The organism is Microcystis sp. BLCC-F210, assembly GCF_042134685.1.
Classification (GTDB): domain Bacteria; phylum Cyanobacteriota; class Cyanobacteriia; order Cyanobacteriales; family Microcystaceae; genus Microcystis; species Microcystis aeruginosa_D.
In genome coordinates this window covers 1,577,593-1,589,719 of the sequence record NZ_CP169647.1, presented here as the reverse complement: position 1 = coordinate 1,589,719, position 12,127 = coordinate 1,577,593, and the positions used below count along the sequence as shown (strand labels likewise).

12 protein-coding genes, 1 tRNA gene and 4 pseudogenes are annotated in these 12,127 nt (G+C 45.9%); 7 read left to right on the top strand and 10 right to left on the bottom strand.

Annotated features, from left to right (window positions below):
• Positions 1 to 52 precede the first annotated feature (52 nt).
• Complete coding sequence (locus ACE3JL_RS07580; protein WP_375329195.1) at positions 53 to 1,567, bottom strand: SagB/ThcOx family dehydrogenase; 1,515 nt, start codon at positions 1,565 to 1,567, stop codon at positions 53 to 55.
• A gap of 597 nt (positions 1,568 to 2,164) precedes the next feature.
• On the opposite strand from ACE3JL_RS07580, the pseudogene ACE3JL_RS07575 reads away from it, so the two are divergent.
• From ACE3JL_RS07575 to ACE3JL_RS07560, 4 genes and pseudogenes are all read left to right on the top strand, one after another.
• Positions 2,165 to 2,590: pseudogene (locus ACE3JL_RS07575) on the top strand (Uma2 family endonuclease); the annotation flags it as partial.
• 46 nt (positions 2,591 to 2,636) lie between these two features.
• Positions 2,637 to 2,846, top strand: a complete 210-nt coding sequence (locus ACE3JL_RS07570; RefSeq protein ID WP_002749765.1) for a hypothetical protein — start codon at positions 2,637 to 2,639, stop codon at positions 2,844 to 2,846.
• Positions 2,843 to 3,253, top strand: coding sequence for a type II toxin-antitoxin system VapC family toxin (locus ACE3JL_RS07565; RefSeq protein ID WP_002749763.1), 411 nt, complete (start codon positions 2,843 to 2,845; stop codon positions 3,251 to 3,253). Before ACE3JL_RS07570 ends, ACE3JL_RS07565 begins: the two co-directional genes overlap by 4 nt.
• A 61-nt stretch (positions 3,254 to 3,314) precedes the next feature.
• A pseudogene (locus ACE3JL_RS07560) lies at positions 3,315 to 4,147 on the top strand (Uma2 family endonuclease).
• 110 nt (positions 4,148 to 4,257) lie between these two features.
• On the opposite strand, the gene ACE3JL_RS07555 reads toward ACE3JL_RS07560, so the two are convergent.
• Positions 4,258 to 5,028: a PEP-CTERM sorting domain-containing protein gene (locus ACE3JL_RS07555; protein ID WP_375329194.1), complete on the bottom strand. Its 771-nt coding sequence runs from the start codon at positions 5,026 to 5,028 to the stop codon at positions 4,258 to 4,260.
• 257 nt (positions 5,029 to 5,285) lie between these two features.
• Between ACE3JL_RS07555 and ACE3JL_RS07550 the strand changes: the two genes are divergently transcribed.
• Positions 5,286 to 6,080, top strand: coding sequence for a Uma2 family endonuclease (locus ACE3JL_RS07550; RefSeq protein ID WP_375329193.1), 795 nt, complete (start codon positions 5,286 to 5,288; stop codon positions 6,078 to 6,080).
• Positions 6,081 to 6,136: 56 nt separating this feature from the next.
• Here ACE3JL_RS07550 and ACE3JL_RS07545 read toward each other — a convergent pair.
• Positions 6,137 to 6,229: pseudogene (locus tag ACE3JL_RS07545) on the bottom strand (PEP-CTERM sorting domain-containing protein); the annotation flags it as partial.
• A gap of 264 nt (positions 6,230 to 6,493) precedes the next feature.
• On the opposite strand from ACE3JL_RS07545, the gene ACE3JL_RS07540 reads away from it, so the two are divergent.
• Positions 6,494 to 7,777 (top strand): flotillin family protein, encoded by a 1,284-nt coding sequence (locus ACE3JL_RS07540; protein WP_271988917.1) that lies wholly within the window; start codon positions 6,494 to 6,496, stop codon positions 7,775 to 7,777.
• An 86-nt stretch (positions 7,778 to 7,863) separates the two neighbouring features.
• On the opposite strand, the gene ACE3JL_RS07535 is transcribed toward ACE3JL_RS07540, so the two are convergent.
• The 5 genes and pseudogenes from ACE3JL_RS07535 to ribH form a co-directional block, all read right to left on the bottom strand.
• A complete protein-coding gene (locus ACE3JL_RS07535) occupies positions 7,864 to 9,111 on the bottom strand; it encodes a glutamate-5-semialdehyde dehydrogenase (protein WP_271988918.1) in 1,248 nt (415 codons plus the stop codon).
• A 10-nt stretch (positions 9,112 to 9,121) separates the two neighbouring features.
• Positions 9,122 to 9,553, bottom strand: coding sequence for a hypothetical protein (locus tag ACE3JL_RS07530; protein WP_271988919.1), 432 nt, complete (start codon positions 9,551 to 9,553; stop codon positions 9,122 to 9,124).
• A gap of 170 nt (positions 9,554 to 9,723) precedes the next feature.
• A tRNA-Gly gene (locus ACE3JL_RS07525) sits at positions 9,724 to 9,795 on the bottom strand.
• Between the two features lie 71 nt (positions 9,796 to 9,866).
• Positions 9,867 to 10,255: pseudogene (locus tag ACE3JL_RS07520) on the bottom strand (hypothetical protein).
• 29 nt (positions 10,256 to 10,284) lie between these two features.
• Positions 10,285 to 10,830, bottom strand: coding sequence for a 6,7-dimethyl-8-ribityllumazine synthase (gene ribH / locus ACE3JL_RS07515; RefSeq protein ID WP_271988921.1), 546 nt, complete (start codon positions 10,828 to 10,830; stop codon positions 10,285 to 10,287).
• 27 nt (positions 10,831 to 10,857) lie between these two features.
• Between ribH and ACE3JL_RS07510 the strand changes: the two genes are divergently transcribed.
• Positions 10,858 to 11,031 carry a hypothetical protein gene (locus ACE3JL_RS07510; RefSeq protein ID WP_375329192.1) on the top strand — a complete coding sequence of 58 codons (174 nt, stop codon included), beginning with the start codon at positions 10,858 to 10,860 and terminating at the stop codon, positions 11,029 to 11,031.
• A 66-nt stretch (positions 11,032 to 11,097) separates the two neighbouring features.
• Here the strand turns inward: ACE3JL_RS07510 and psbZ are convergent, their stop codons facing one another.
• On the bottom strand, positions 11,098 to 11,286 hold the full coding sequence (psbZ, locus tag ACE3JL_RS07505) for a photosystem II reaction center protein PsbZ (protein ID WP_002732865.1): 189 nt from the start codon (positions 11,284 to 11,286) through the stop codon (positions 11,098 to 11,100).
• A gap of 363 nt (positions 11,287 to 11,649) precedes the next feature.
• On the bottom strand, positions 11,650 to 12,105 hold the full coding sequence (locus tag ACE3JL_RS07500) for a CopD family protein (protein ID WP_375329191.1): 456 nt from the start codon (positions 12,103 to 12,105) through the stop codon (positions 11,650 to 11,652).
• Between the last annotated feature and the right edge of the window lie 22 nt (positions 12,106 to 12,127).

Sequence of the window (12,127 nt, the reverse complement as noted above, 5' to 3'; positions counted from 1 at the left end):
GATTACTACGACCTCAGCCTCCTTGTCATCCCTTCAGTGGTTCAAACTCACCCTAAAAAACCTTCGGTCGGCCTAAAGTAGTGATATAGATAACTGCTTCATCGGAGGGAATTCCTAACACTTCATTAACTTGATCATCAAAAAAACCACCGATACCACTAACCCCTAACCCCAGATGAATAGCCGCTAAATTTAATCTCTGTCCCAAATGACCCGCATCTGCATGAAGATAACGATAAACTCGATCGCCGTATTTAGCCACTGCTTTTGACAGATCCGCCGTATGAAAAACCACAGCAGCCGCATCCCGTCCCAAATCCTGACCTAAACAGAGATAATGTAACTCTTGCCGGAAATTTTTAAAGCGAATTTGCCGCAATTCTTGAGCTTTAGGAGCATAATAATAACAGCCTTCCTCTAATCCGGTTACTGCCGAAACAGCGATAAAAGTTTCCAATAAGTCTAGATCAAAATAATCGGGATTGGGATCGAGATTTTGGTCGGTATAATCTTGGGGTTGATAGGTAAAATGCAGCAGCGCTCGCAATTCGTCTAAACTGAGACTAGCACCACTATAAGCGCGGGTAGATCTGCGTTTAAGCATCGTACTTTCCAGATCGATTAAATCTTCCCCCCAATTGACGGGACGGGATGTCACGGAAACTTTTAGACAAAAAGGAAAATTATATTTATCTTCCCAATTAGAGGGGGTAATATTTGCTTCTATCTTCTCATCTGTGGCTATGATAGTCGCTCGGTGTAGAGAGTTTAATAATTCTCCCTCGGCAATTTTGGGATAAAGAGTCGTGGTTGCCGAAGGGAGTGCCGTGGTACTAGGGGGGAGATTTTGCTGGATATTGAGCAGATCTGCCAAAGGAATCACCGTCATGACACTTTCTTTCTCGGAATCGAGATAAAGCAATTCATTCATCTGACTATCGTTAAAACCACCGATTAAATGAGCGCGATAGTCATTAATCGAGGCTGATAGCTCAATATTGCCCAATAAATGCCCTGTATCTAGGAAAATACGCCGATAAGCTCGATCTTCGTAGCGCCAAGCGGATCGATAAAAAATGGCACTGGTAACTAAAGCGATATCGGTATTTTCTAAAACAGGATTCCAGAAACAAGCAGATTGTAGGTTCGTCCAGACATCACTTTCCCAGAATAAAAGCAGCGAGTGACTTTGACCTTGATAACTGTAGAGACCGGCGGGTAAAAATTCCGTACCACGGGAGATCAGATAAACCTCGGCGGGGTATAATCCACCAGCAGAGGGTGCGGAACGCAGGTACAAGGGACTACCCATAGTGGCGATTTTGGCAGTTAAACCATAGCTACAGCCCAAAATTCGCGATATACGTCGCCAAAAGTCTCCTTTTTGGGGAACTGCTTGACGGGAGAGGTAGGGTTTGAGATCGAAAGTCTGACCGATTTTGTATTCTTTGAAGGGATAGGGTTGTTGACTCCAATCAAGACCTTTACTTTTTGAGGCGATCGTCTGGGGGTCGTATTTGGTCCGCTCGTGGTAGTATTGGGCGATCGAGATTGGCTGATCTGGCATGATAAAGATAGGCTGTCTAAGCTTTACTTTTTAGTTTGACATACTCCCACCCCTAGAAAACAGCAATTCTCATTTTAAGGTTTCATGACATTAAAACCCTTGCACCCAGAGGGGTTAATAATTCTTAACGAATCTCTAGATCGCTGAAACAACGCAAAATCGTTTCAAAATGAGAATTGCTGCCTAGAAAACGGGTTTCTTTCAGAAACCCGTTTTCTAAATACTCCCCTTTCCCACCCCCCCTGCTCTACGATTTCGGGTAGGGTTGATTTATGAATCAACAGCAATTCTCATTTTAAGGTTTCATGACATTAAAACCCTTGCACCCAGAGGGGTTAATAATTCTTAACGAATCTCTAGATCGCTGAAACAACGCAAAATCGTTTCAAAATGAGAATTGCTGCTGATCAAGGGTTGCGCTTGCTTTGGTTTAACCTGAGCGACTTAGTTTTTGCTGCGCTTTTTTCTGGCTTGAGATTTTAGGTTCGACAGCAACTCCTTGATTGTTTTTTGAGTTACCCCTTGACAATCAAGACAGTCGCTACAAAACTACAATGTTTGAGAGGTCTGAGTGATAACTGATAACTGATAACTGAAATGACGACACCTAGCTTCACCATTCCCCAATCTGACCTTCCCCTTTCCCCCCGGCAATCCTTGCCGACGATGTACGATTTACCTAGCGACAATCCACTGGAACCCGGTTTGCCTGACGAATTTCACCTATTACAACCTCAGTTATTACTGCTGACTTTCCAGCCCCCCAACTGGGAACCAGACCTAGTTTTTAGCGGCGCTGACCTTAACCTTTACTACAATGTCAGACACCCGCAATGGTACAAGCGTCCCGATTGGTTTGGGGTGGTTGGTGTTCCTCGTCTCTACGATGGCCATGACCTGCGCTTAAGCTATGTGATCTGGCAGGAAGGGGTTTCCCCGACGATTGTGGTGGAATTATTGTCTCCAGGTACGGAAAATCAAGATGTAGGACAAGAACTACGCCAACCCGGGGAACCGCCAACTAATATGTCAAAATCAAGCTATTATCAAACCCGAAAAGGAGAATAGGATGAAATTGAAAGTCACAGAGGAAGGATTGCTAATTCCTAAAGAATTATTGGGCGAAAGCCAAGAAGTCGAATTAATTCAACAAGAAGGTCAAATTATTATTACCCCCGCCCCCCGCCAGACCTCAATCTGGGATTTAGGCAAGAATCCGGTCGAATGTGAGGTCAAAGACGGGGCAATTCACCACGACCGCTACCTCTACGGACAATGAACAAGAGCTATTTCCTCGATACCAGCTATATCATTGCCCTAGAAATAGCAAATGAAGATGCTCATGAGCAAGTCCTACAAAACTGGCTTACTCTCGCCCTGTCTAAACCCTTTTTGGTGACTACCACTTATGTCTTTGATGAAACTGTCACCTTTTTTAACAGTAGAAATCTTCACGGTAAAGCGGTTGAAATTGGGAAGCGGCTGCGGGAAAGTCCCGACATCGAATTAATAGAAATTGACCGAGATTTGTTCGACCGAGGTTGGCAATATTTTCAAAAATATCAAGATAAATCTTACTCTCTGACTGATTGTCTCTCATTTATCGTGATGGAAAACCGCCGCATTTTCACGGCTCTCAGCTTAGATAATCATTTCCTGCAAGCCGGGTTTCAGAAATTACCCTAGCGTGCAGGATGCTCCCCAAAAGACGGGTTTATTTCAGAAACCCGTTTTCTCAAATAAAATTATGACGACACCTAGCTTCACCATTCCCCAATCTGACCCTCCCCTTTCCCCCCGGCAATCCTTGCCGACGATGTACGATTTACCTAGCGACAATCCACTGGAACCCGGTTTGCCTGACGAATTTCACCTATTACAACCTCAGTTATTACTGCTGACTTTCCAGCCCCCAACTGGGAACCAGACCTAGTTTTTAGCGGCGCTGACCTTAACCTTTACTACAATGTCAGACGCCCACAATGGTACAAGCGTCCCGATTGGTTTGGGGTCGTTGGTGTTCCTCGTCTCTACGATGGCCATGACCTGCGCTTAAGCTATGTGATCTGGCAGGAAGGGGTTTCCCCGACGATTGTGGTGGAATTATTGTCTCCAGGTACGGAAAATCAAGATTTAGGACAAGAACTACGCCAACCCGGGGAACCGCCAACTAAGTGGACAGTTTATGAACAGATTCTGCGGATTCCCTACTATGTGGTTTTCAGTCGCTATACTAACCAACTTCAAGCGTTTGAACTGGTAGGTGGTTATTACCAACCCGTAGCTTTAGTGCAGGGACGCTTACCGATTCCTCCACTGGAATTGAGCTTGGGTTTGTGGCAAGGTTCCTATCGGGGGATTGAGCGGCTATGGTTGCGCTGGTTGACGCTGGAGGGAGAGTTGATTCCCCTGGCCGATGAGGAGTTAATTGCGGCGAAACAAGAGGCTTCTGCGGCGAAACAAGAGGCTTCTGCGGCGAAACAAGAGGCTTCTGCGGCGAAACAACGAGCAGAACAACTAGCGGCACGATTGCGGGAATTAGGGATAGATCCTGAAACTATTCCTCAGATTGACTTTTAAATTTAGGCAGAGCCTAAATGTTTGGTTCCAAGGCAGAGCCTTGGAACCAGGAATTAAAAACCCCCCAAAAAAAGAGAGAGGAAACCCGCGTCTCCTCTCCCTTGTAGGCATTATTTCCTTGCTTTGCGGACAGCACCCCCTAGCATTAAACCGCCCAGTGTGATATAACCAAGAAGGCTCGAGGGTTCGGGGACAGTTACAGGCTCAGGCTGGACGGGCACGGTCAACACACTCGACATCGCATATAAACCCCACGAGCTAAAAAAGAGCGAGGAGCTCCTGGCGATCCAACCCGAATCGGTAAGGGAGCGGTCCCCCGTCCGAACGCCCAGCGTACTATCCGACCCCAGATACGCAGCATAACCAGATAAATTCGTCCGCTGGCCCGTTTCGTTAGATCCTGTCCAGATTCTGTTATGAGAGGAGATTTCATCCAGGTTATTTCGATTTATGGGGTGTTGGAGAGACCCATCCCAGAGATCGGCATTATTGTTGGCGACCCGGTTGCCATCTATCAGGTAGATGGGAACACCCGTGCTCGATGGATTAGTACCTGTATTATCACGAGCATCGACTGCGCTCGTAGAACCGATCGCCTTCCAAGTAATCGTACTAAGGTCAAATCCTGCCCCATTTAAAGCCGTATCGAGAGCCGTATCAATCCCTGGGGTTCCTCCTGTGGCTTGATTGGTGACAAAGGTATTGTAGTCGTCGATGTTGAGGGACTGGGCATCCCGCGTGCCAGCAGTCACAAACACCAAACGATACTGATCGCCAGGAGCCAAGTCAGTAGGGACGACCACGAAAGCAGCTTGTGCCGCACTGGTTCCCAGAGTTGCCAGGGCAACCCCGGCGGAGACAATGCCGAGTTGTAATTTCATAACAAAGGGTTAATGGTAGATGATTTGAGTGCTTAGGACATTTAGATTTGGGTTAAGCAATAGGGCAACCCAAAACAATGACCAGCGAACCTAACATTCAAGAGGGTACACACTTTCCCCCCCCGCGTTGTATCAAAAGCTACAATTTAATAAATATTTACATTCTTTTCCCCAGGGGCTGACGCCGCTACAGTAATCACAGTTACAATGTTTGAGAGGTCTGAGTGGTAACTGATAACTGATAACTGATAACTGAAATGACTACACCTACCTTCACCATTCCCCAATCTGACCCTTCCCTTTCCCCCCGGCAATCCCTGCCGACGATGTACGATTTACCTAGTGATAATCCACTTGAACCCGGTTTGCCTGACGAATTTCACCTATTACAACCTCAGTTATTACTGCTGACTTTTCAGCCTCCCAACTGGGAACCAGAGCTAGTTTTTAGCGCCGCTGACCTTAACCTTTACTACGATGTCAGACACCCTCAATGGTACAAGCGTCCTGATTGGTTTGGGGTGGTTGGTGTTCCTCGTCTCTACGATGGCCATGACCTGCGCTTAAGTTATGTGATTTGGCAGGAAGGGGTTTCCCCTGGGATTGTGGTGGAATTATTGTCTCCAGGTACGGAAAATCAAGATTTAGGAGAAGAACTACGCCAACCAGAAGAACCGCCAACTAAGTGGACAGTTTATGAACAGATTTTGCAGGTTCCCTACTATGTAGTTTTTAGCCGCTATACTAACCAACTTCAAGCGTTTGAACTGGTAGGCGGTCATTACCAACCCGTGACCTTAGTGGAGGGACGCTTACCGATTCCTCAACTGGAATTGAGCTTGGGTTTGTGGCAAGGTTCCTATCGGGGGATTGAGCGGCTATGGTTGCGCTGGTTGACGCTGGAGGGAGAGTTGATTCCTCTTGCCGATGAGGAGTTAATTGCGGCTAAACAAGAGGCTTCTGCGGCTAAACAAGAGGCTTCTGCGGCTAAACAACGAGCAGAACAACTAGCGGCACGATTGCGGGAATTAGGGATAGATCCTGAAACCTGAAGCTAAAACCCCCCCAAAAAAGAGAGAGGAAACCCGCGCCTCCTCTCTCTGGGACATTATTTTCTCGCTTTGCGGACAGCACCCCCTAGCATTAAACCGCCCAGTGGGATATAACTAAGAACACTCGTAGGTTCAGGGACACCCACAGCAGAAGAAGCGACGGTCAACAAATGCCGAGAGATTTTTTGAGATTATTCATATCATTGAATAATTTGCTCTACGAATAAAGTTATGTGTGGATTTTAGAAGCAATTTGATTGAATTCAAGATAAAACTAGGGGATTTTACTCTATCATTAACTTACTTTAATTTTCGATGTACCTACACCCTACTAGACTACTGGTCTGTCAAAGTTGAAAATTGACGGATACAATTTAGTTAATTTGATCCGAGCATCGACCGTAATAAAATCTATGGAAATTATCGCTGTTTTACTGGGAGTTTTCGGTTTAGGGACAGGTGCGGGTTTATTAGTCATCCGTAACTACTACCACATCTGTCAACCGAGTGAAGTTTTAATTTTTGCCGGTAGTCGTCGTCCCACGGCCACGGGCAAAACCATCGGTTATCGTTTGGTAAAAGGGGGCAGCAGTATTCGTTTACCGATGCTAGAACAAGTGTATCGAATGGACTTGACCAACATGATCATCGATCTCAGGGTGGTTAATGCCTATTCTAAGGGCGGTGTGCCGTTGATCGTCACTGGGGTGGCGAATATTAAAATTGCCGGGGAAGAACCGATTATTCATAATGCGATCGAGCGTTTATTGGGCAAGAAACGCAAGGAAATTGAACAATTGGCTAAAGAAACCCTCGAAGGGAATTTGCGCGGTGTCTTGGCGAATTTAACCCCAGAACAAGCTAACTCCGATCAGATTGCTTTCGCTAAAAGTCTCCTAGAAGAAGCGGAACAGGATCTGGAAAAATTGGGTTTAGTTTTGGATAGTTTGCAGATCCAGAATATTTCCGATGAGGTGCGTTATCTGGATTCGATCGGACGGAAGCAAAAAGCCGAATTACAGAGAGATGCCCGGATAGCCGAAGCAAAAGCCCGAAAAACATCGATTATCAAGGATTCCGAGAATCTACGTCTAACCGCTTTGCGTCGTATCCAAAAAGATTTAGAAATAGCCAAAGCTGACGCAGAAAAACGGGTGCGCGACACTCAAACTAAACGCGGCGCCATGATTGCTGAGGTAGAATCGGTGGTTATGTCCGATTTAGCTAAGGTACAGGCAGAAGTGGCCGTACAAACTGCCCGAATTAAGCAGGTGAAACAGCAATTACAAGCAGATGTGATCGCCCCGGCAGCAGCGGAATGTCAACAAGCGATCGCAAAAGCCCGGGGGGAAGCGGCCAAAATTATCGAACAGGGGAAAGCGCAAGCGGAAGGAACCAAAAAATTAGCAGCCTCTTGGCAAGGAGCAGGAAATAACGCTAAAAACATCTTTTTATATCAAAAATTGGAGTTATTACTGAAATTAATGGCCGCCAGTGTGCCAGAAGTGCAGGTGCAAACGGTGACGGTAGTGGACGGGGGTGATAGTAATCTTGTCCCGAAAATGACTGCCTTTGCTGAACAATTGCGTCAAGCTACCGGAGTGGATCTGGTACAAATGGCCAATCGCATAGCACAAACCGAGCCATCTGTCAAGGGTAAGGAGACAAATTTTGATTTTAAACAATTGCCCTCTTGAAGCAGTGATCAGGAGACAGGAGTAAGGATTCAGTAGATTATTTTATTTATTCTCCCCATCATCCCATCACCCCAACTTCAAAAAAACTAGCCCTGCACCACCTGTTTAAGGGTGGTAAAGGTTTCTAGGTTGATTAACCCCCGGCGCTGGCCTTTTTGGTTGGAAATGCCCAAAAATACCGATTCTCCCTGTTTGGGATTGCGATCAAATCGAGGTGAAGAATTGATATAAACTAAAGCACTATCGGACTCCATGGCGAATTGACGACTTTCTCGATAGGATTCGGTGACAATGCAATCCGCGTGACCGCTACTATACTTATTAATCCAAGCGATCGCATCAGTAAGGGTATCCACTAACCTAAAGGCCACCGTTTTTTCTAAATAGGGTCTTTGCCAATCATTATCGGTAGCAATGGTTAAATGATCGGGAAAATCCGCCGCTAATCGGGTATCTCCCCGCAATTTAAAGCCCTTTTCCTGCAAACTTTTAAACAAACGACTTAAAGTCGAAGAATTCTGATGGGGACTAATTAAAACTTTTTCGATCGCGTTAACTGGATCCGGTATGCTGCCATGACTATCGATAATTACCTGACGAGCTAACTCCAAATCGCCACTAGGAGACCAATACAAATAACAGTTTCCCATGGCCGCACGCAAAACGGGAACCGTGGCCAATTGACTCACCCGACCGATTAAACTAGGCCGACCGTAGGGAATAATCAAATTAACATAATTTTCCTGGGTCAGCAACTCCTCTAGGGAGGGACTAGAATCACAGGGTAAACCACTGACACAATCCACCGGTAAACCTACATCTTCTAATGCTTCTTGGATAATTTCCGTAATCACCCCATCGGAATGACTAGAGGCATTGGAACCGCGAATAATCAAACTATTGCCACTTTTTAGGGAAAATCCCGCCGCTACCATTGCTAATTCGGGAAAACCTTCATAGACGAAGGCAATCACTCCTAAAGGCATCCTTTGACAATAAGTTTGGGAAGGATTAAGTTGATAGGCCGCGTTAATTACCTGTTGCAGCGGATCCGATGCTTCCGCTAGTTGTTGTAATACCTCCACCGTCGTCTCTAAACGTTCGGGAGTTAATCGTAACCAGCGAATCATTTGTTCTGAGACAGCCATCTCTCGACTGACTTCTAAATCGAGGGTATTGGCTTCTAAAATACGATCAAAGCCAGTTTTAATGGCATTAGCGATCGCAATTACTCCACGATTTCTTTCGTTGCCATTAAATTGACCTAGAGCCAGAAAAGCATTATATGCTTGCTTAAAGATCGTTAGGGGGTTTTTCGGGGAACTTTCGATCATAGATTCTTGTCTAGCGTCGATAGGCTAACCAAAAGATTAACGCGGGCAAAACAACTAATAGCATAACTAGAATTGCCCCAAAAATCACACTTACCCCCGCTTGCCCTGAGCCAAGTCGAAGGGGCGGTGATTTTAAAATTAAGGGTAGCCAAACGATCAATAATAACAGAATTATCCCCACCATCAGGGGTAACACCTCTTGTCCAAGGCGCTGATTGGTACTCACCCAACGAAATCCCGTCCAGCGCCAACTACGTTTGTAGGGATAGTGGGGGGCTAACTGTTCGATAATTTGACCGTTTTCCTGTAGCACAAATATCTGTTGGCAGCGATCGCAACCAAAGGCATCGGTCAATAAAATCGGGCATAATGTCCCTTTCCGACGACAGGGACACGGGTAGTCTTGGTATTGGTCGATTTTGGTATATTTATGCGGTCGCACAAGCTAAATTTTGTTTATAAACAGTTGTTTTTAGTCGTGCGTGGTCAATAGCTAAGGGATTCAACGGTTGCAGAAAATCCTCAACCCTATTGCCCACGGATAACTCTCATCTTAAAGGATATCCCTGTGTTATTCATCCCAATCTTAAGGTCTATTTTATGATTTTTCTAAGCGGGCAACGCGATTCGAACGCGCGACATTCACCTTGGCAAGGTGACGCTCTACCACTGAGCTATGCCCGCAAGCCGTTTTTTTACACTTCCCCAATCATGCCAAATCTCAGAACATTTGTCAAGTGGTTTGGAGCATTTTTTTACAATAATTCATGTTCTGGCCAATCCCCCAAACCGGTAATAGCCTCGATAACCACTTCTATCTTAGCCTCTAGTCGGTTGAACTGATGTTCCAAGCGATCAAAACGCTTGTCAATGGCGGCGAATTTTTCATCCACTGCGGCGAATTTTTCATCTATATGCCGTTCCATAGCAGCAGTTCTCATTTTAAGGTTTCATGACATTAAAACCCTTGCACCTAGAGGGGTTAATAATTCTTAACGAATCTCTAGATCGCTGAAACAACGCAAAATCGTTTCAAAATGAGAATTGCTGGTTCCATAGCGTCAAAAGCTGCCGTAATCCGCCCCTCTGGTTCTAAATCTAATTCCAGAGTCTTGATTCTCTCGAGAGCGGGGAGTGGGGACAACTAAAATTCCAAATGCCGGGGGAATTTTCTTAGCCTTCTATCAGTGCCTGTTGGGGATTATTTTGCAATAATTCTAGGGGTTTATCTTCATTCCGGGGGCGCAATTGACGCATGAGACTAGCCATTTCTAGGGCAGATAGACCATAATTCCAGCCCAAATTACTTTTAATACCGGCCCGTTCGAGGGACTGTTGTAGAGTATCAGTGGTGAGAATACCGAAGACAACGGGAACACCTGTCTGAAAAGCGGCCGCGGCGATACCCTTAGCGGCCTCGGCGGCAACGTAATCAAAATGGGGCGTTTGTCCGCGAATAATTGCCCCTAGACAAATAACGGCATCGTAACGGTGGGAAAGGGCGACTTGACGGGCTACCATTGGCACTTCAAAGCTACCGGGTACCCAGATATAATCCACTTGCGTGCCATCGGGATTGACATCAACCCCGTGACGCTTGAGACAATCTTGACAGCCTGATAACAGTTTATCAGTGACCAGATCATTAAAACGACCAATCACGATCGCAAAGCGCAAGGACGATATATCTTCGGTAAAATTTCCCTCAAAAACAGTCATAGGTAGAAGGGGTTAGGAGTGGGAATTATGAATTATGAATTGGGAAGTGGGGAAGTGGGGAAGTGGGGAAGTGGGGAAGTGGGGAAGTGGGGGAAGCTGTCTCATCACTCTATCACCCGTTCGGCGGTTCGGCTGAGCGTTCGTGTTAGTGAGCCTGTCGAACTACTGAGCTCACGCCGAAGTCTCACCGTCGAAGCCTGAGCTCACGGCCGAAGCCCAAAACCCTATCACCCTACCTCCTCCTGACTCCCGTTCCCCTGATCGAAACTAAATCACTAAAAAGTTTAAAATAGCGACGGCAACGACTAAAATCGCCCAAATTGCCGAACCCACATAGAGGAGAGGTTTCGATTGATCCCAGTTTTGGGGGGAAGCATAGGCAACGGGGACACCAATCACCATCAGCAAGGAAAATAAAACTAGGGCAATGAGAAAAAATTGAAAAACAATAGACATGATTGGGTTCTCCTAAAGCAGTTGATCTTTATCTAGATAATTCTCCCAGATTTGATACTTGTAGGGAAGATACTCGCTTCCACTCAACTTAACTGGACGATCCTTTCTCTAAGTCCTCCCCGAATCAGGGTTTACAAGGAGATATGCCCGTCAGACCGAATCCTCGAGCATATTAATTTTACTGCTAGTGACTACCTAGCCGCAGGGGGGCTGAAAACTTTTTTCCATTGTCTATCCTTGCCAACAGCAGCAGGGCAAGGGTTAGGTGGGGAAAGGGACTCTCTGTGATCCCTTTCCCAGATTAGCCTATTTTCGCGTTTTCGCCAAACCTAGCCTAGAAAGGTCTCCAGACTGCTAAACTACTTAAAAGCTAATGGTCAAGCCCCCCAAACGGATGCCGGCACCGAAAATGACGAGTAATACTGCTAGAGTGGTGACGGCGACTATGTGCAGGGCGAGGAAATTTAAGTTTTCCTCGCTCAGTTGAGGAAGGAGAAAAAAGCGGGAATGAAGGGCCAAGATGAGAGTTAATAGCAGTAAAGCTAACTTAATTCCTATATAAACCGACAAAAAACTATCAAATGACCAAAAATCACGAAAACTGGGCAAATAAATCCAAGTCAGTCCTAGGCCTGTTATTACCTGCAACAATAGCGCAGACAACCCAAAACCTTCAAAATATTGCTCAAATTGACGAATTCGGTCTGCTTCTCGGTTTTTGAGGGCCTGGGGTAGAACGGTGACTGCCAACAATAAATGTCCACCGGCCCAGACGGTCGCCCCTAGGGTGTGGAGAATTACTAAAATTTTGAATAACATGGGTTTCTCTCGGTCATGATTT

Bases quoted from the DNA above. Each gene is read 5' to 3' on its own strand.
- ACE3JL_RS07580 (WP_375329195.1), bottom strand. From the start codon at position 1,567: ATGCCAGATCAGCCAATCTCGATCGCCCAATACTACCACGAGCGGACC.
- ACE3JL_RS07570 (WP_002749765.1), top strand. From the start codon at position 2,637: ATGAAATTGAAAGTCACAGAGGAAGGATTGCTAATTCCTAAAGAATTA.
- ACE3JL_RS07565 (WP_002749763.1), top strand. From the start codon at position 2,843: ATGAACAAGAGCTATTTCCTCGATACCAGCTATATCATTGCCCTAGAA.
- ACE3JL_RS07555 (WP_375329194.1), bottom strand. From the start codon at position 5,028: ATGAAATTACAACTCGGCATTGTCTCCGCCGGGGTTGCCCTGGCAACT.
- ACE3JL_RS07550 (WP_375329193.1), top strand. From the start codon at position 5,286: ATGACTACACCTACCTTCACCATTCCCCAATCTGACCCTTCCCTTTCC.
- ACE3JL_RS07540 (WP_271988917.1), top strand. From the start codon at position 6,494: ATGGAAATTATCGCTGTTTTACTGGGAGTTTTCGGTTTAGGGACAGGT.
- ACE3JL_RS07535 (WP_271988918.1), bottom strand. From the start codon at position 9,111: ATGATCGAAAGTTCCCCGAAAAACCCCCTAACGATCTTTAAGCAAGCA.
- ribH (WP_271988921.1), bottom strand. From the start codon at position 10,830: ATGACTGTTTTTGAGGGAAATTTTACCGAAGATATATCGTCCTTGCGC.
- ACE3JL_RS07510 (WP_375329192.1), top strand. From the start codon at position 10,858: ATGAATTATGAATTGGGAAGTGGGGAAGTGGGGAAGTGGGGAAGTGGG.
- psbZ (WP_002732865.1), bottom strand. From the start codon at position 11,286: ATGTCTATTGTTTTTCAATTTTTTCTCATTGCCCTAGTTTTATTTTCC.
- ACE3JL_RS07500 (WP_375329191.1), bottom strand. From the start codon at position 12,105: ATGTTATTCAAAATTTTAGTAATTCTCCACACCCTAGGGGCGACCGTC.